Genomic DNA, 18,296 nt, shown 5'->3' on the forward strand with positions numbered 1-18,296 from the left:
TAGAATTGGAAAGGTAATGAGGTTAATGATAAAACAAAAAGATTAACGAAAGGTTAATTTGATTAATGAAGTATTAATTACGCAAAAGAGTTGTTATATTTTACTTATTTAGATACTTGTAATGCTGAATTTTAAGAAAGGATATATTATAGTTTTTGTAATCTCGGTTATTGGTCTGTCTTTTATTCAGTATCAATATTTAAAACTTGGATTGAATTTAGCTAAGATTCAGTTCAATACAAAGGTAGGTCAAGCCTTACAGACTATAAAAACGGATTTAAGCAGTCAGAATGAACTCACTTTTTTAATAGACCAAGCAATAACTAAAGACGAATCTTATTTTACATTAAGTGTAGATAGTATTCAAGATGCTTCTAGTCATTTTCTGAATGATTTTTTAGTGGATCGACTCTTAGAAAGAGGAGTGAAATCAGATTTTCAATATCGTCTATATAAGAATGATAGTACCGTTTATTTAGTATCCCCAAGTTTTGAAAAATATGATAATGAAGAGCTAAAATTCCCTGTTGTATTGTCTGGATATCTTCCCAATAAATTGGGCGAAAGATTAATCTTAGAGCTTCAATTTAAAGATCTAGCCACTTATTTTCTTTCGCAATTAAATGGTTTAACAATTCCGAGTTTAATCTTTATGGTAGCTATTATTATAGTTGTTGTTTGGGTTTTTAGATCACTTTATTGGCAACGGAATGTTATTACTACTACAAATGATTTCATAAATAACCTGACCCATGAATTGAAAACACCCGTTTTTTCGATAGGTTTAGCAACCAAATTATTAGAAGAAAAAGCAACAGAAGAAACCAAACCGATAATTGCAATTGTGAGGGAGCAGAATGATAAATTAAAGGTGCATGTAGAAAAAGTATTGGATTTAGCAGGAATTGAGAGTAATCGTAGTATTCTTAAGCTTGAAAGACATAATTTCTATCCTGTCTTGGAGAATTTATGTGCTTCATTTTCCAAATTATCTGAACTTGAAAAGGTAGATTTTAAATATCTTTTAGAAGGGGATTCGTATATGATTTTTTGTGAGATCGCCCATTTAGAAAATGCAATTAATAACCTCTTAGATAATGCGAAAAAATATTCTGAAGGGATTCCTAAAATTAGGTTGAAGTCTTTTATAAAAGATGGTTACTTTTATGTGACGGTAAAAGATGAAGGTATAGGAATCCATGAAGGGGAATTGAAAAATGTATTTAAAAAGTACCATCGTATTTCCTCAGGAGACCTTCACAATGTTAGAGGTTATGGACTTGGATTAAGTTATGTTAAACAGGTTGTAAAGTTACATAATGGTAAAGTTCAACTGGAAAGTAAACCAAGTATAGGAACAACAGTAACAATAAAAATACCAGTTAAATAAATAAGAATGGATAAGATATTATTGGTTGAGGATGATAATTCTCTTGGTTACCTACTCAGTGAATATTTGAAGATGAAAAGCTTTCAATTGGTATGGGCTAAAGATGGATTGATGGCACTTGAAATTCTAAAAAAAGAGGATTTTGATTTAATCATTTTGGATGTTATGATGCCAAAAATGGATGGTTTTACCTTAGCCTCAAAAGTGCGAGATTCGTTCCCGTCGATTCCATTTATTTTTTTAACAGCAAGATCTCTAAAAATCGATGTTTTAAAGGGGTTTTCTTTAGGTGCTGTAGATTACTTAAAAAAGCCAATAGATGAGGAAGAGCTTGTAGTAAGGATACAGACCTTATTATCTCGATTAAAAATTAATAGTCCAGAAAATTCTGATAGTGATGAAATTTCTATAGGAAACTATAAGTTCCATTATAAAAATCAGCAATTAAAGTATAGAGAAGAAGATGTTGTTTCTTTAACAGCAAGGGAAAGCGAGCTTTTAATGTTTTTGTATAGACATAAAAATGAATTATCGTTACACAAAGATATTTTAGTTACAATATGGGGTGAAAATGACTATTTTAATAGAAAAAGCTTGAATGTTTTTATTTCTCATTTAAGAAAATATCTAAGTAAAGATGCATCTATTTCAATTGAAAACGTGCATAATAAAGGCTTCTTATTTAAAATTGATCAATAAAAAACGCCTCGTTATCGAGGCGTTTCTAAATATAATTTTATAAATAAGCTTTTAAGCTGTTAATGTACATTCTTCACAATCTTTAATAGTACCGTAGTAAGTTTCTCTGTATTTGTGCAGAGTTTTTAGAGGCACACCAAGTAAGTGCTTTTTAATGTAAGTTACTTTAACACTTACACTCCCCATTTTTCTACTGTACCTTTTTTCTAATTTTGTTTTTCTTTTTATTGTTATAAAAGCCATAATGTGTGTGCCCTTAAGTAAGAGCCAAATACGCCAAAATAAATTCGGAATATTATTAAGATAAATTTTTAGGTGAATGCAACTAGGTCTCTCCATGTTGCGAACGACACAAATATCGTAAATATAATGCTCAAATTCAAATAGTTATATACTATACTAATTATTATACCATAATAAAAACCTATGACTACAGTTATTTTTCAATAAAATTATTGATAATTCAGGTGACTGATAATACTTGTAATCTTGCTTTATTACTATTATTGAAGGGGTTTCATTAACTTTGTTTTTTATAATCTGTTGACGCTAATTTTTTGAAGGGTATAATTCATATAAAACTAATCTTATTACGCTGTTTTCTGTTAGGAATTGTATGTATGTATCTCTTTATCCCATATAAAAGTCATATTTTTAATGTACTTCACAGTTTATCCCATAAATTAGAATTGGTTTTTGATGAGGATCATCATGCTCAACCGCATACTCATACACATATAGATAATCATTCTCATTCTAGTGAACACCATCATCAACCCCATTCTTCAGAACATGCACATCTAAAAAAGGTAGCTCATCATCAACATGATTATTTGGCTTCTTTGATGGATTTTTTTACTTCAGCAGAGAAGAGTAAAAAAAAGGATGATAAAAATTTTATACTGAGTAATTTGGATGAACATATTCATCCAGAAATATATGTTTTTCAGCATCAAAATGTATTTGTTAACATTCAAAAAGAGTGGCTTTTGTGTCATTCTTCATACTATGTTATGCTTTCGGTTACAACGCCGCCTCCTAAATTAGTTTAAGCACATACGTATATTTTATAGACTTCTTTTTTTAAGAAGCTATTGATATGCCTTTAAATTAAAAGGGAGGAATCCCTATGGTTAAATTTTTAAATTATTATAATGAAATATATAATAACAGCATTTTGTATGCTTGTTGTCAGCATAACTTATGCACAATCTTTATCGGGAAAAGTGGTAAATTCTGAAGGGTCGCCACTTACCGATGTAGGAATATTTAATAAATCTACTGGAAGTCATTCTCATTCTAATGAAACAGGGTCTTATAGCTTGATAAAAACTCAAGTAGGGGATTCAGTTTATTTTTCTAGATTAGGATATAAAACGGAATTAGCAATTATAACCAAGACCGATTTATCTGGAAAAAAGAATATTGTACTTTCCGAAGCAAACATCTCTTTAGATCAAGTAGTATTGGTGTCTGAGGTGAACGCACTCAGCAAGTTTGTAGATGTAGATATTCAAACAAATCCAGTAAAATCGTCCCAAGAAATTTTAAGAAAGGTTCCAGGATTAATTATTGGTCAGCATGCAGGAGGAGGAAAGGCTGAACAGATTTTCCTTAGAGGTTTTGATATAGATCACGGTACAGATGTTTCTATTAATGTGGATGGAATGCCAGTAAATATGGTTTCACATGCACACGGGCAAGGATATTCAGATTTGCACTTTGTGATTCCAGAAACTATAGACGATATTAATTTTGGTAAGGGCCCTTATTATGCCAATAAAGGTGATTTTACCACTGCAGGATATGTAGATTTAAATTTGCGTAAATCGTTGGAAAAAAGTGTCGTTTCTGTAGAAGTAGGCCAGTTTAATACAAGTCGCTTTATGGGGATGCTTAAAGTATTAGATACTGAAAAAAGTAATGCCTATGTGGCATCTGAGCTTTATTTGACAGATGGTCCGTTTGATTCTCCACAGAATTTTAATAGGATAAATGTGATGGGTCGCTATAATTATAAGCTTGCAGATGATGAAGATCTAACGATAACAGCTTCTCATTTTCAAAGTAAATGGGATGCTTCTGGTCAGATTCCACAGCGTGCTGTAGATGAAGGATTAATAGATAGATTTGGAGCGATTGACGATACAGAAGGAGGAGAAACCAGTAGAACAAACCTTCTAGTAAATCATATTAAATTGTTAGATGAAGACCGTGCTGTAAAGACGAAGGCATATATCTCGCAGTATGATTTTGAACTGTTTTCAAACTTCACATTTTATTTAGATGATCCAGTAAATGGAGATCAAATTCAGCAAAAAGAAAGCCGTATAATAGCAGGAGCAGAGTCTGCCTTCGAAAGAAGTAATCTTACATTAGGAGAGAATATACATTTTAAGTATCAAGCAGGAGCTGGTTTTAGGTATGACAATGTAGATGATGTTCAACTTTCTCATACCGTAAATAGAAAGGAAATCCTTGAACGATTTGCTTATGGAGATGTAGATGAAGTAAATACTTACGGGTTTGTAAATACAGAGTTTAGATTAGGTAGATGGACGTTTAATCCAGCTTTGAGAATTGATTACTTTAAATTTGATTATGTAAATAAACTTACAGAGACATATGATAATAAGAGTGAAAATAAAGTAGCTTTCAGTCCTAAGTTTAATACTATATATTCTGTAAACTCCAATTGGCAATTATTCTTTAAAACAGGAATGGGCTTCCATTCTAACGATGCCAGAGTTGTAGTTGCTAACCAAGGGGAGGATATTTTACCAGCAGCATATGGAGCAGATTTAGGGACTATCTATAAACCTATTAATAAGCTAGCTATTAATGCAGCTTTATGGTGGTTATATTTAGAGCAAGAGTTTGTTTATGTTGGAGATGCTGCTATAGTTGAGCCTAGCGGAGAAACTAGACGTATGGGAATAGATGTTGGTGCTAGATATCAAGCGTTGCCATGGCTATATCTCTATGCGGATGCAAATTATGCATATGGAAGAAGTGTAAATGATCCAGATGGGAAAAATTATATTCCTTTGGCTCCAGATTTTACATCTGCTGGAGGTATTTTAATTGAAAATTTAGGAAATTTCTCAGGAGCTCTGACATATAGATATATAGATGACCGACCAGCAAATGAAGATGATTCTATTGTTGCTGAAGGTTATTTTGTGACCGATTTTAATGTGAGTTATACTAGAAATAATTGGACATATGGTATCATTATTGAAAACCTTTTTGATACAGAATGGAATGAAACCCAATTTGCAACAGAAAGTCGCTTGTTCGATGAGCCTGAACCGGTGGAAGAAATTCACTTTACGCCTGGTACTCCTTTTTATTTGAGAGGGAAAGTTACAGTTAGATTTTAGAAGGTAATGTTTTTTTAATCAACGAATAATGGAAGTGAATAGGTAAGGTGAATGTTAATTTATCTTATCTATTCCACCCATTTTTATTTTTTATAACTCTTATTAATAGATGTTGGATTTAATTCATTAGTGTTATTGATTATTAAATGATAATGGTGTAAATCCTTCTTTTAACGATTTAACCTTTAATAGATTTATATGAAAAAAATATTTTTTTTGTTTTTAGTAACTATAGCTTTGAATGCTAGCGCTCAAATATATGAACCTGTAGAATGGGCTACTTCTGTAGAGAAAACATCAGAGAAAGAGTTTGTTTTAATAGCAACAGCAACTATTGAAGAGGGGTGGCATTTGTATTCTCAAAATGTTCCTGAGGATGGACCGATTGCAACTACTTTTACTTATGAAGAAATTTATGGAATGGAAGTAGTTGATAAAACTTCTGAAGGAGAAGGTCATGAAGTTTATGATAATGTTTTCGAAATGGATATAAAATATTTTGAAAACAAAGCTGTATTTAAACAGAAAGTAAAACTTAATCAGCCACACGGCGGTATTATTAATGGTGTTGTGGAATTTATGGTTTGTAATGATAAAAGTTGTCTACCTCCAAAAGAAGTAGACCTAACATTTAATTTGAAATAGCTTTTCTTTTAAACCAACGAAAAAGGGGAAAACACATTTTGTTTTCCCCTTTTTTTATGTAGAATATTGAAAGTGTTTATCCTTCATTACTTTGCAATAACTCTTTAATTACTATTACTGGAACGGTGTTTTTTGTTACCATTTGTAGGTTTTTTTGTTTAGACTGATTGGCATAATAAGAATGTGTGCTAGAAACAGTTCCAATAGCATTTCCGTAGATATCAATAACTGGCCCTCCGCTAGATCCTTTTGCATAATCTGCTGTAATACTCATGACATATTGTGTTGTATCATTATTTTTTCGCATGTCGTTTCTAGAAACCATCCCTTTAGTGAAGTAGTAAAATATCTGACTAGGATGACTAATAACAAAAGCAGATGCACCGATTGGAGCAGGAGCTCCTAAAGACATTGGAGTCAGCTTATCTCCATTAGTTTCAAGTTCTAATATGGCAACATCATTGTCTTTGCTTGCTGATAAAACATTTTTTACTTGGTATATTTTTCCGTCTGCGGTTCTTGCGACAAACGCTTTTTTATCGAACTTAATATTCGTGTAAGATTTTACTACATGATAATTAGTAACAAATATACCGTCTTCATTTATCGTATATCCAGATGCATTTCCCATGTGTGTTTTATCGCAAGTATTGCATAGATATGCATAACCTATTATTAAAGTAGATTTCTTTCCTTCATTAAATATTTTTTCAGAAGTTAAAACATCTTTTTTGGGCTCTGGTAAATCCAAAGAAATTATTTTGTTAGAAGCTAGAAATAATTGTTCCTCTGCTTGGTCTCCTTTTAATATAATCTTGTTGGACTTTATAAGGTTTCCAGTTTCAGTCTTCATTTCCTCAATAATACTTGTTGGGTCTTGGTATTCTACAGAGGTATTTTCCTTTTGTGCATATGTTGTGTAGCAGAATAGAAATGTAAATAAGTAGGTGTAAATACTAATTGTAGATAGGTTTTTTAATGACTTCATTATGATAGTAGTTTTATGGTGTTATATAATATATGAGTATAGCCGTAGATAATAGGGTGGTTAACTATATGTTAATTTTTAAAAATCAAAACTTTAACATATGATAGAAGAGAAGCACTTTTTATAAACATCATAATTTATTTTGGAGAATTATTCGGAAATTAATAATTGAAGCCAAAAAAGTAAGCATATGAAAATTCCTATAACTATTTTAAGATAATTACATGGATTTAATAAGTTAAAATCTTTTATAAAGTTTAAAGAAAAAGGTTTAATTCAGTTGAAAAAATTATATTTACGCCCCAATTGTTAAATATATCACAAGATTAGAGTAGTTGATACAAGTAGTATAAATGCAGAAGAAGCCTTTGAGAGTTTATTTAATGAACTTTACACAAGGTTATTTGCCTATTGTTTTGATTACGTTAAAGATCAATATGTTGCTGAGGAGATTGTAGAGGAAGCAATGCTTTTCTTATGGGAGAGGAGAGAAGATCTCGACCATATTAAAAATATAAAGGCTTATATGTATTCTGTTGTTCGAAACAAATCGTATACTTTCTTAAATAAAAAACAGCAAACAGTTCATTTAGAAGATGAGATGTATGATGCTCCAGTAGAAATTGATTCTGAGATTATAGAAGAAGAAGTTTATGCTGTGTTGATTGAAGCTTTAGAAATTCTTCCCGAAAAATGTAGAAAAGTATTTGAACTATCCTGTATAGAAGGGTTAAAGTATAAAGATATTGCAGAAGATATGGGGATCTCAGTAAATACAGTTAAATCGCAGCGTGCTAGAGCAATTGAGCTTCTTAAAAAAAATCTTGATAATCATCCATTATTGCTTTTATTTCTTGCTTCATTATAAAAGAAAATATAATTTTTTCTTTCTACAGATAAATTAAAGTTTGCTTTTAAACTTCAACTATTGAGGTGTGTTTGTAGTTGTTTTGCTCTATTAAATTCACCTTAAATGTTAAAATTTTAAATTTTATTAAGTTTTCTTCCACCCATTTCTATTTCGCATTAGTCTTACTAATATAACAAAAGTTTAAGGGTTTAATAACACCCTGATAATAAAAAATGAATATCAATACAGATCCATATCATATTGCCGATTTAATTTACAAGTCTCTTATAGACTCTTTATCTCCAGAAGAAAGATTAGAGCTTGACAACTGGCTAGAAAACAAGCATAATTTAGATCTCTACACTAAAATTCTGAGTAGGGATGGTATTAATAGTAAGAGGAAAATATATGCTTTAGTAGACAAGAGGAGTGCTTTTTTAAAATTGAAAAATAGAATTCAGGTAATAGATGCAAAGAATACTAGAAAGAAAAGATTAGTTACTTTTTATAAATATGCAGCAGTTTTTCTTCTACTTATTTCTTCAGGGTATATAATTTTCACACTAAATAATAATGGAATAGATTCTTCGGTTGAGGTAGTAGAAACAATTAAACCTGGTTTTGAAAAAGCAACTTTAGTTCTAGGTGATGGTAGTACAGTAAGCCTTGAAAAGGATGAAAATAGAATTATAAAATCTGAAGATGGAGTAGCTCAAATCGAAAATAGAGATAACATATTAAAGTATAGTAATGACGATAAGAAAGAACTTGGAGAGGTACAGTATAATACACTTTATGTGCCTGTTGGAGGGATTTATAAATTAGAATTGCCTGATGGTTCTAAAGTATGGGTTAACTCTGCTTCTTCGATCAAATTTCCAGAAAGTTTCTCTGTAAATAAGCGTATAGTGGAGTTAGAGGGAGAAGCTTATTTCGATATAGTAAAAGACCCTAGAAGAACTTTTGTAGTAAAAACAAACTTAACAGAAATAAGTGTGCTCGGTACTTCTTTTAATGTTAGTAATTATGATAACGACACCTTTTTTTCTACCACACTTGCAGAGGGTAAAATAAAGCTAGTCAATACAAATGATCCTGAGAATGAAGTGATTTTAAGTCCAGGGGAAAGAGCAGTTTTAAACAACGATGGGACTCAAGATATAAAAGTAGAGAATGTAGATGTAGATGTGTACACAGCTTGGATAAAAGGTAAATTCTATTTTGAAAGAGAAACATTAGAAGATTTGTTTAAAAAGGTAGGAAGATGGTATAACTTCAATCCTGTTTTTTTAGATGAAGGGCTTAAACAATCCTTATTTACTGGGGCGGTTTCTAAAGAAAATGATCTCGAGTATCTGCTTAAGATGATTAGTAAATCTTCAAAGATAAAATATAAAATCACCAAAAATAAAAACCATGAAAGCTATACTGTAGAAATCTCAAAAAAATAAAAAAATCTGGGAAAATGTTGACGCATCTCCCCAGATATGAAAAGTTGTCAATTTAACTATCCACGTCTAATTAACTACTAATACGTAAAAATATGAAAAAAAAGTATTCTGCGCATGCAGATGAGTTTCAATTTAAGAAACTTAAAAGCCAATTTATTTGGATTATGAAAAGATCCCTTATTATATTCTTTATCTTCTTTTTAAGCTCCTCATCATTTGCATTCTCTCAAAAAGTATCTATTAGCATAGAAGAAACTACACTTGGAGAAGCATTTAAGATGATAAGCAAAGAAACAAATGTAGATTTCTTCTACAGTGACTCTGAGTTGAACGTCGACAAAGTAGTTACAGGAAATTTTAAAAACACAGAGCTTGTTGAGGTTGTAGAGTCACTTGTTGGAAATGACTTTGAAGTACAACGTGAGAGTGAAAACTTGATCCTCATTGTACCCTCCGAAAAAGAGGTTGCTGCCCAATCTATAGTAACAGGTACAGTTGTAGATGATCTTGGTGTTCCATTATTTGGAGTAACGGTCGTTATAAAAGGCTCTCGCCAAGGAGGTGTTACAGATGATAAAGGTAATTATAGAATTCTCGCTAAAGCAGGGGATGTTCTTCTTTTTACTTACATAGGTTTTGTTTCAAAAGAGGTTGAAGTAAGTGGTAAAGAGAATGAAAATATAAATATAACGATGGTTCCAGATGTTTCAGAGTTATCTGAAGTTGTTGTAACAGGTATCGTGGAGCGTAAGAAAGAAAGTTATACGGGAGCTGTAAATACAATCTCTGGAGAAGAATTGAAAAATATAGGGAATCAAAACATTATTCAGAGTATAAAATCCCTTGATCCTTCTTTTATAGTATTAGATAACAACCAATTTGGTTCTAATCCAAACGTGTTGCCAAACATAGAAGTTAGAGGGAAAACTAGTGTTTCTACAAGTGCTATTAGAGATGAGTTCGATGGAGATCCAAATCAGCCTATTTTTATCTTAGATGGTTTTGAAACAGATCTACGTACCATTGTAGATCTTGATATGAATAGAGTTAAAAGTATTACAATTCTTAAAGATGCAACTTCTACGGCATTATATGGTGCGAAGGCTGCTAATGGTGTTGTTGTGGTAGAAACTATAAAACCTAAAGTTGGGGAGCTTCAAGTATCTTATACTGGAGATTTTAGATTTGAATTTCCAGACCTTAGTGATTATAACTTAATGAATGCTGAACAGAAATTAGAATTTGAAAGACTTTCTGGGAGATGGACAGATAGAGGTGAAGATCCTGTTAAGCAAGTTTCTTTGGACGCTATTTACAATGAAAAATTGGCAGAAGTAAGAAGAGGAGTAGACACGTACTGGTTAGATAAGCCTTTGCAAACTGGATTTTCTCAGAAGCATGGTGTTTATGCTAGTGGAGGTAGTGATGCTTTATATTTTGGAGCAGGAGTTAACTACCAAAACACTGAAGGAGTAATGATAGGTTCTGATAGAAAAACATGGGGAGCTAACGTTGATATTAATTATAGAAAAGGAAAATTAAATATCTCTAATAGATTTTATTTAAACGGTTCTGATGCTAATGAATCTCCTTATGGTTCATTTCAAAAATTTGCACAGGCAAACCCATATTATAGACCAACTAATGAATTTGGTAAAATAGGGAAATATTTAGACAGGGTTGATGTTTCTGGAGTTGATTCCTACAATGTTACAAATCCACTTTACAGTTCTACACTTAATAATATGGATAATACTGTAGGATTTGATATTAGAAATAGTTTGCAAGCTATTTATAGATTCGATAATTCTTTCCGTATTACTGCAGGACTTCAGTTAAAGAAAGGATCTTCAACTAATGAAATTTTTATTTCTCCTGAAGAATCTCAATTTGATGATGTAGATGTTTTTCAAAGAGGAGAGTATACAAATTCAGAAGTAGAAGACTATAGTTATTATGGTAATATAATGTTGGTTTATTCTAAGATATTAGCAGAAAAACATGCTATTAATGCCAATGTTAGAGCAGATATCGAAGAAACAAATAAAGATAGATACATAACAACAGCGGTTGGTTTTCCTGTAGGTACAAATGGGAGTCCTAGTTTTGCCTTCGGTTATGAGCCTAATGCAGCACCAAGTTATAGAAGTAATGTATACCGAAGAAATAATATTCTAGGGTCGGTTAACTATACATATGATAACACATATTTATTTGATGCTACATTTAGAATGGATGGTTCTACAGCATTTGGTTCTAATGAAAAATATTCACCTTTCTGGTCTGTAGGTTTAGGATGGAATTTACATAATGAGTTCAATTTTGATCCTAAAGTTGTAGGGCTTTTAAAACTTAGAGGGAATGTTGGTTTAACAGGAAATCAAAATTTTGGGAGTGTAGCAACAACTTCTATTTATGGGTATACAGATTCTGTAAATATTTATGGCCCTGGAATTGATTTAGAGCAGTTAGCAAATGAGGATTTGGAATGGCAAAATACATTGCAGACTAACATTGGGGTAGACTTTAAACTTTTTAATGATAGATTAAGCGGATCAATGGAATTTTATTTAAAGAATACAGATCCTTTAATTGTTACTATAGACTTGCCTTCTTCTACTGGTTTATCTGGATATCCTTTAAACGCTGGATATTTAAATATTAAAGGTACAGAGGCAATTATAAAGTATTCTCCAATTTATAATATGCAGAAAAAAACTGTTTGGACATTGGGAGTTACTGCAAGTGCATACAAAAGTACTTATGGAGGGTTTGATAATAAGTTAGCAAGCTTAAACGAAGGTGCTCAAGAGAGTCGGTCTTTATTAAGATATAAAGACGGTTATAGTCCAGATGATATTTGGGCTGTGCCATCTCTAGGAATAGACCCTGCAACTGGTAAAGAAGTGTTCTTAAAAGCAAACGGGCAAACTACTTTTGAGTATGATTATGACGACACTGCTGTGGTTGGAAATTTACGTCCTAAAGTAGAAGGAGTAATAAGTAGTAATCTTAGCTTAAAAGGATTTCTTTTTGGAATGAATATCCGTTACAGATTTGGTGGTGATGTATTTAATAATGCAATGTACGAGAAGGTTGAGAACATTAGTCGCTCGGAAATTGTAAATAATCAAGATATAAGAGCCTTAGAAGACCGTTGGTTAGAGCCAGGAGATATAGCTAAGTACAAAGGGATTTCTTTAACTGAATCTACTCCGATCTCGTCAAGATTTGTACAAGATCTTAATGAGTTAATCGGGGAGTCTTTCAGCTTAGGTTACAGAACTACAGACCAAGCATGGGTAACTAATCTCGGACTGCAAAGTGTTAGGTTTAACCTTTATATGAACGATATTTTTAGAATTTCTTCTGTAGACGTAGAAAGAGGGATTCAATATCCATTTGCTAGATCTGTCTCATTCAGTCTCAATGTGGCATTCTAAATTTCTAGAAATTTAAGTCATGAAAACCCTTAAATGGGTTAGCGTTAAATTAATTTTTCAGAAAAGGAAACCGTCAATAATATGCGAGCCTTTCAAATTAAAAATGATCAAATGAAAAAATATTTTACAAACACAATTTTATTTCTATTAGGAATCTTATCCTTTTCCTGTAGTGATTATTTAGATGTTCAACCAGAAGATAAATATTTAGAGTCACAAGTTTATAGTTCAGAAGATGGTGTTAATAATATCCTCAATGGTGTTTATTTAAATCTTGCTGAAAACAATTTGTACGGAAGTCAATTAACATTAAGTACAGTAGAAGTTTTGGGGCAGCGATATAATCTGTCTAATTCTAGCCATACTTGGTATAATGAGGGGCATTATTTATACGAAGAAACTAGTGCAAAATCAAATTTTGAAGGAATTTGGTCAAGTGCATACGAAGCAATTTTAAACTTAAACTCTTTAATTGAAGGCTTAGAAAAGTACTCTACTTTAACAGAAGATAAAGAAAGTATCGTAAAAGGAGAGGCTATAGCTTTAAGAGCAATGCTTCATTTTGATTTGTTACGTCTTTTTGGTCCAATTTATAGTGTTAATTCTGAGGCTTTAAGTATTCCTTATTACGATCAAGCAAAAGCAGAATCTAATCCAGCACTACCAGCTAGTGAAGTTATACAGAATATCTTGAACGACTTAATGGTCGCAGAAGGTCTGTTGGCAGAAGATCCAATTATAGAAAACGGTGTTGTTGAAGATATCAACTATCCTTTCTATTCTTTGAGAAATTTACGTCTTAATTATTATGGAGTGAAAGCACTTCAGGGAAGAGTAAATCTATATGCAGGAAATAATCAAGAAGCATTAGCAGCTAGTAAGTCAGTTATAGAAGCTACAAGTAGTATTCTCCCTTGGACACAGCCTACAGATGTAATTTCTGGGGAGAATAAAGACAAGGTGTTTTCAAAAGAAATAATATTCGCCGTTCAAAACTTATCGCTATACGGAAGACAAACAAACCTATTTGCTAGTAGCCTTACTGATAGTAAAATTTTAGCTCCAAATACAAAGCGTTTAGAACAAGTGTACGAATCTAATGAGAATGATTATCGATATAATCCTAGCTGGATGGTGCCTTTAGATGGTTCTAAAAGCTACCGTACTTTCTTTAAATATGCAGATGTGCCAGATAAAGAACAGTCTTTTAGGTTTATGCAGCCTTTAATAAGAAAAACAGAAATGTATTATATAGCAGCAGAGGCAACTACAGACAATACAATGGCTTTAGAATACTTAAATACAGTTCGCTATAACCGAGGATTGTCAGATCTAGAAGAAGGAGTAGATATTGAAGCTGAAATTCAAAAGGAATATATGAAAGAGTTTTACGGAGAAGGACAACTATTCTTTTACTATAAAAGAAAAAACATAGATGCCATTCCAGATGGAAACTCAACATCATCTTCTAGAACAATAAGTATGGGAGAAGAAAATTATGTAATTCCTATTCCGGATTCTGAAACAAAATTCCAATAATAAAAAGTATAATAAGATGAATAAAAATATAGCGTATATAATAATGGGTCTTATTTTGAGTTCCTTCATTGCTTGTGAAAAGGATGAGATAGATACATTTAGTGGGAAAGACAGTATTTACTTTACATGGCCCGTAGAAGGAACTTCTTTTAACAATGCAACAGTTTATCCTGATAGTACTGGAGTTTCATTTGCATTCATACCTCCTACAAAAAATGATACAATTATAAAATTACCAGTATCTGTTCAAGGAATGCTTTCTGATGTTGATAGAAAAGTGAGCTTAAAAGTGTCAGAAGAATCTACTGCGGTAAAAGGAGTGCATTTTGATTATCCAGAGCGTATAGTTTTTAGAGCGAATGTGCCAACAGATTCTATTCCTGTTACATTGTATAGAACTCCTGAAATGAAGCAAGAAAGCTTCCAGATGATTTTACAGTTGGTAGAGAATGAAGATTTCTCTACGGAAATGGCATATATGGAAAATGAGTCTACAGGTGAAATTTTAAACTATACAAAGTTTCAATTAAGTATCAGTGATATTATTGAAACACCTCAATATTGGTTTGAGCCATATTTAGGAGACTTTACAGCTAAGAAACTCTTCTTAATGAGTGATGTGTTGGGAATCCCAACAGATACATTTAATAATCCAGTGTCAATTTCAGATATGCAGTTCTACGGCCAATTTATGGCTCGTTATTTAGATGAAAAGGCTGCAGCAGGAGAAACCGTATATGAAGATGATGGAACTGAAATGGAAATGGGGCGTCTTATATAGTATTAATGATAAAAAAAATAAACATGTTTCGATATATAAAATATAGTTCTTTATGTTCACTTATCGCTTTGGCCTTGTTGTTTTCTTGTTCCAAAGACTTAGGTAATTATGATTATAAGGATATTAATGAAATACAAATAACAGGACTGGACTCCACTTATGTAAGCTTATTTGGAGAGCCTATAAAAATTATTCCAGAATTAGATTTTTCGCAGGATAGTGAAGGAGCTGATAGTAACTATACCTACGAGTGGTTCGCAATTAATCAAGACCTATCTACACTTAATACAGATAAACGAACGGATATAGTAAATACGAGAAACCTAGATTTGGAATCTTTATTGTTACCTCCAGGTAATTACGATATTAACTATAATGTTACAGACACTAACACAGGTGTGCAGTGGCACAAAACTTTCACCTTAATCGTGGAGAGCAGTATTCAGAAGGGATTAATGGTACTAAACGATGTACAAGGAAAAGCGCGTTTAGATATGATTTCTTTAGTTAATGAGGAGTATAACCCAATTTATGATGTATTAGATTACACCGGATCTTCTCTAAGATTAGAAGGTGCTCCTATAAATGTAGCTTGCTATGCTTATGATTATCAGTTTTATGGTGTTTATGTTAATACTACTGGTAATGGTACTACGAAAATTCATCCTGAGTCTTTTGATTGGGATAATACCTACAGATTATCTTTTGAAATGCTAACTAATGTGCCCACAGATTACGGAGCAGATTTTATAGAACCAGTAGAAGGATTACAAAGCTTTATGTATAAAGACGGAGATGTATTTTACTATTATAGAACTCGTTCTATAAGATATGGGGTTCCAATAAATTTTATAGAAGCTGATAACGCTAAATTTAATGCAGCGCCATTTATAGGATATGGAGATGTTACCGTGTTATATGACGTTGATAAAAAACGATTTGTAAGATTTACTGAAGGTGGATCGGTTAGTTTTGAAATGCCTACAGGAGATCTATTCGACTATAATACGGGTAAAGATTTAATCTATATGGCGAAGAGCTCATATAACGGAGGGGAAGTATTTGCTATTTTAAAAGATCCAGCTGATGCTAAGTTTTATTTAGCAAGAATAAGATCTCGAAGAAATATTAGACAACAATATTACGGAGAAATTCCAGATGAGGTTGCTTTACAAATGGATCAAGCAGATCAATTTGCAATTAGTCCAGACTTTGGGTACATTTTTTACAATGTAGGAGGAAAAGTTTATGAGTATGATTTTAATTCTCAAAAATCTAAATTAATGATAGATAAAGGGGCTGGAAATATTACAGTGTTGCAATTCGAAAGATATGCTCCTTATTCTAAAGATTTAATAGTAGGAAGTTATGATAGCGGAACTACAGAGGGAACTATAGAAGTATATAAGGTTCCAGCTGTTAATGGAGATTTAGAGCTATCACAATCTTACAGTGGTTTCGGAAAAGTTGTAAGTGTTGCTTATAAAACAGAATAGGAACTGTTTTAGAACTATCTCAAAATTTTACTTGAAATTCAATATAGCTTATAAGCGCTCATTTGGATTTATTTGATTAGCTAAATGCAATTCTGGGAATTGATTTTACAATTCCCAGGTGCTTTTAATTATAAAAATTCTATGAAGAAAATATCAATACTTTTAATACTGTTGATGAGTTTAATGTCATCTGCACAAAATCTAAATCTTTCTAAGCAGTTAATTAAAAACTATGAGAAATCTTTTATTGATAAAGATTTTTCTTCGATGGAAAAATTAATATCAGATAAATTTACTATCGGAGTATATCAGCGTCCTTCAACAGATATGATGTTAAAAAGTATTTTAAATAAATACTATCCGTTAGATTCTCTTCAGTTTCTAGATGAGGAGAAAGCAGGAGGGATTAAAACTATAAAAGTTAAGTATTTTTTTAAGGGACAGAAAGCTACAATATCTAATGTTGTTGTAAATAATGATAATAAAATACAGTACGTAGATCTTTTTGATAAGCTTTATAGAATCGATAGGTACGTGCCATCTAAAAAGATTGCTAGTATTCCTTTTGAAGTGATAAACGGTTCTATCGTTCTTAAAATTAAGCTAAATGATTCTGATGAGGAGTTTAAAATGCTCTTTGATACAGGAGCAGACGGAATGGCCTTAAATGAAACTGCGGCATCTAAAGCTAATATTAAAAATGTAGAAAATCGTTCTACTGGTGTTGTAGGAGCAAAGGTGAATGTTAAGTTTTCTTCTGGGAATACAATTCATGTAGGAGGGATAGCTATAAAGAATCAAAATCTAGTAGTTTTTTCTAAGGTGAGAGGCGGTTTTGATGGTCTTTTTGGGGGTAATTTCTTATCCAAATATATTACGAGTGTAAATTTCGACACTAAAAGAATTGAGTTATTCACTTTCGGTATGTTTGATTATGAGGTTGGAGGCAGTATTCTTCCTATAAGTTATGCCACGCAATTGCCAATAGTAAATGCAACCTTAAATTTTAATAATCATAAAAGATTTGAGGGGGAATTTGTTTTTGATACTGGAGCAGATTACAATGTTATTGTATTTGGCCCGTCAGTAGAAAAGAATAATTTAGAGGATGGTTTACCAGTAGCGTATCAAGCTACAAATTATAGTTTTGGACATCAAACGGGAATTAAAATTGGAGATGTTACTTCTATTGACTTAGATAATTCTAGTTTAAAAAATGTTCCAATTGCCTTACAAGAATTTCAAGAAGATAATAAAGATTGGAGCTCCCATGATGGGTCGATAGGAATCTCAGTAATCAGTAAGTTTAACTTTATTGTAAATGTTCTCGACAAACAGATTTACTTGAAACCTAATGAGAGTTTTAATAAACCATTCGACTTCGTTTTAAAGGGTGTTAAATTTGGATTTACCAATACAGACGAGCTTATTGTTAAAGAATTTATCCAAGGAACAAAAGCTAAGCAGTTAGGAGTTTCTTTAGGTGATAGCGTAGCTACAATCAACGATTATTCTTCAGCAGAATTGCTAAATACTGATAAAGTAGAAGAGCTAAAAAATTCCAAAGAGAAAGAATATATTATAATAATTACGGAAGAACATTCTTCAAAAAGAATTAAACTTTAAAATAA

At 31.8% G+C, this 18,296-nt stretch carries 14 protein-coding genes; 12 read left to right on the forward strand and 2 right to left on the reverse strand.

What is annotated here, in order from left to right; all coding sequences use genetic code 11:
* The first annotated feature begins 121 nt into the window (after nucleotides 1-121).
* Together JM658_RS03710 and JM658_RS03715 are read left to right on the forward strand one after the other, a co-directional pair.
* Nucleotides 122-1,390: a sensor histidine kinase gene (locus JM658_RS03710; RefSeq protein WP_236957883.1), complete on the forward strand. Its 1,269-nt coding sequence runs from the start codon at nucleotides 122-124 to the stop codon at nucleotides 1,388-1,390.
* Between the two features lie 6 nt (nucleotides 1,391-1,396).
* Complete coding sequence (locus JM658_RS03715) at nucleotides 1,397-2,089, forward strand: response regulator transcription factor (protein WP_236957884.1); 693 nt, start codon at nucleotides 1,397-1,399, stop codon at nucleotides 2,087-2,089.
* A 51-nt stretch (nucleotides 2,090-2,140) separates the two neighbouring features.
* Here the strand turns inward: JM658_RS03715 and JM658_RS03720 are convergent, their stop codons facing one another.
* Complete coding sequence (locus JM658_RS03720) at nucleotides 2,141-2,332, reverse strand: hypothetical protein (protein ID WP_236957885.1); 192 nt, start codon at nucleotides 2,330-2,332, stop codon at nucleotides 2,141-2,143.
* A gap of 377 nt (nucleotides 2,333-2,709) precedes the next feature.
* Between JM658_RS03720 and JM658_RS03725 the strand changes: the two genes are divergently transcribed.
* From JM658_RS03725 to JM658_RS03735, 3 genes are all read left to right on the forward strand, one after another.
* Nucleotides 2,710-3,141: a hypothetical protein gene (locus JM658_RS03725; RefSeq protein ID WP_236957886.1), complete on the forward strand. Its 432-nt coding sequence runs from the start codon at nucleotides 2,710-2,712 to the stop codon at nucleotides 3,139-3,141.
* Nucleotides 3,142-3,243: 102 nt separating this feature from the next.
* The gene (locus JM658_RS03730; RefSeq protein WP_236957887.1) at nucleotides 3,244-5,472 is read left to right on the forward strand and encodes a TonB-dependent receptor; all 2,229 of its coding nucleotides are present in this window, start codon (nucleotides 3,244-3,246) and stop codon (nucleotides 5,470-5,472) included.
* A gap of 198 nt (nucleotides 5,473-5,670) precedes the next feature.
* Nucleotides 5,671-6,117, forward strand: coding sequence for a protein-disulfide reductase DsbD domain-containing protein (locus tag JM658_RS03735; protein ID WP_236957888.1), 447 nt, complete (start codon nucleotides 5,671-5,673; stop codon nucleotides 6,115-6,117).
* Nucleotides 6,118-6,193: 76 nt separating this feature from the next.
* On the opposite strand, the gene JM658_RS03740 is transcribed toward JM658_RS03735, so the two are convergent.
* Complete coding sequence (locus JM658_RS03740; RefSeq protein WP_236957889.1) at nucleotides 6,194-7,105, reverse strand: S1 family peptidase; 912 nt, start codon at nucleotides 7,103-7,105, stop codon at nucleotides 6,194-6,196.
* 349 nt (nucleotides 7,106-7,454) lie between these two features.
* Here JM658_RS03740 and JM658_RS03745 point away from each other — a divergent pair, with 349 nt between their 5' ends.
* The 7 genes from JM658_RS03745 (at nucleotide 7,455) to JM658_RS03775 (ending at nucleotide 18,291) form a co-directional block, all read left to right on the forward strand.
* Nucleotides 7,455-7,973: an RNA polymerase sigma-70 factor gene (locus tag JM658_RS03745; protein ID WP_236958062.1), complete on the forward strand. Its 519-nt coding sequence runs from the start codon at nucleotides 7,455-7,457 to the stop codon at nucleotides 7,971-7,973.
* A 215-nt stretch (nucleotides 7,974-8,188) separates the two neighbouring features.
* Nucleotides 8,189-9,406, forward strand: coding sequence for a FecR family protein (locus tag JM658_RS03750; RefSeq protein WP_236957890.1), 1,218 nt, complete (start codon nucleotides 8,189-8,191; stop codon nucleotides 9,404-9,406).
* A 92-nt stretch (nucleotides 9,407-9,498) separates the two neighbouring features.
* Nucleotides 9,499-12,849, forward strand: a complete 3,351-nt coding sequence (locus JM658_RS03755; RefSeq protein WP_236957891.1) for a SusC/RagA family TonB-linked outer membrane protein — start codon at nucleotides 9,499-9,501, stop codon at nucleotides 12,847-12,849.
* 111 nt (nucleotides 12,850-12,960) lie between these two features.
* Entirely contained in the window at nucleotides 12,961-14,388 is a 1,428-nt protein-coding gene (locus JM658_RS03760; RefSeq protein WP_236957892.1) for a RagB/SusD family nutrient uptake outer membrane protein, read from the forward strand.
* 16 nt (nucleotides 14,389-14,404) lie between these two features.
* Nucleotides 14,405-15,169 carry a DUF4843 domain-containing protein gene (locus tag JM658_RS03765; RefSeq protein WP_236957893.1) on the forward strand — a complete coding sequence of 255 codons (765 nt, stop codon included), beginning with the start codon at nucleotides 14,405-14,407 and terminating at the stop codon, nucleotides 15,167-15,169.
* A 23-nt stretch (nucleotides 15,170-15,192) separates the two neighbouring features.
* The gene (locus tag JM658_RS03770) at nucleotides 15,193-16,665 is read left to right on the forward strand and encodes a PKD-like family lipoprotein (RefSeq protein ID WP_236957894.1); all 1,473 of its coding nucleotides are present in this window, start codon (nucleotides 15,193-15,195) and stop codon (nucleotides 16,663-16,665) included.
* Nucleotides 16,666-16,806: 141 nt separating this feature from the next.
* On the forward strand, nucleotides 16,807-18,291 hold the full coding sequence (locus JM658_RS03775) for a retropepsin-like aspartic protease (protein ID WP_236957895.1): 1,485 nt from the start codon (nucleotides 16,807-16,809) through the stop codon (nucleotides 18,289-18,291).
* Nucleotides 18,292-18,296: the final 5 nt, after the last annotated feature.

Source organism: Joostella atrarenae (assembly GCF_021764745.1).
Classification (GTDB): Bacteria; Bacteroidota; Bacteroidia; order Flavobacteriales; family Flavobacteriaceae; genus Galbibacter; species Galbibacter atrarenae.

What these genes read in the sequence shown, in the direction of transcription:
- JM658_RS03710 (WP_236957883.1), top strand. Translation starts at nt 122, where the DNA reads ATGCTGAATTTTAAGAAAGGATATATTATAGTTTTTGTAATCTCGGTT.
- JM658_RS03715 (WP_236957884.1), top strand. Translation starts at nt 1,397, where the DNA reads ATGGATAAGATATTATTGGTTGAGGATGATAATTCTCTTGGTTACCTA.
- JM658_RS03720 (WP_236957885.1), bottom strand. Translation starts at nt 2,332, where the DNA reads ATGGCTTTTATAACAATAAAAAGAAAAACAAAATTAGAAAAAAGGTAC.
- JM658_RS03725 (WP_236957886.1), top strand. Translation starts at nt 2,710, where the DNA reads ATGTATCTCTTTATCCCATATAAAAGTCATATTTTTAATGTACTTCAC.
- JM658_RS03730 (WP_236957887.1), top strand. Translation starts at nt 3,244, where the DNA reads ATGAAATATATAATAACAGCATTTTGTATGCTTGTTGTCAGCATAACT.
- JM658_RS03735 (WP_236957888.1), top strand. Translation starts at nt 5,671, where the DNA reads ATGAAAAAAATATTTTTTTTGTTTTTAGTAACTATAGCTTTGAATGCT.
- JM658_RS03740 (WP_236957889.1), bottom strand. Translation starts at nt 7,105, where the DNA reads ATGAAGTCATTAAAAAACCTATCTACAATTAGTATTTACACCTACTTA.
- JM658_RS03750 (WP_236957890.1), top strand. Translation starts at nt 8,189, where the DNA reads ATGAATATCAATACAGATCCATATCATATTGCCGATTTAATTTACAAG.
- JM658_RS03755 (WP_236957891.1), top strand. Translation starts at nt 9,499, where the DNA reads ATGAAAAAAAAGTATTCTGCGCATGCAGATGAGTTTCAATTTAAGAAA.
- JM658_RS03760 (WP_236957892.1), top strand. Translation starts at nt 12,961, where the DNA reads ATGAAAAAATATTTTACAAACACAATTTTATTTCTATTAGGAATCTTA.
- JM658_RS03765 (WP_236957893.1), top strand. Translation starts at nt 14,405, where the DNA reads ATGAATAAAAATATAGCGTATATAATAATGGGTCTTATTTTGAGTTCC.
- JM658_RS03770 (WP_236957894.1), top strand. Translation starts at nt 15,193, where the DNA reads ATGTTTCGATATATAAAATATAGTTCTTTATGTTCACTTATCGCTTTG.
- JM658_RS03775 (WP_236957895.1), top strand. Translation starts at nt 16,807, where the DNA reads ATGAAGAAAATATCAATACTTTTAATACTGTTGATGAGTTTAATGTCA.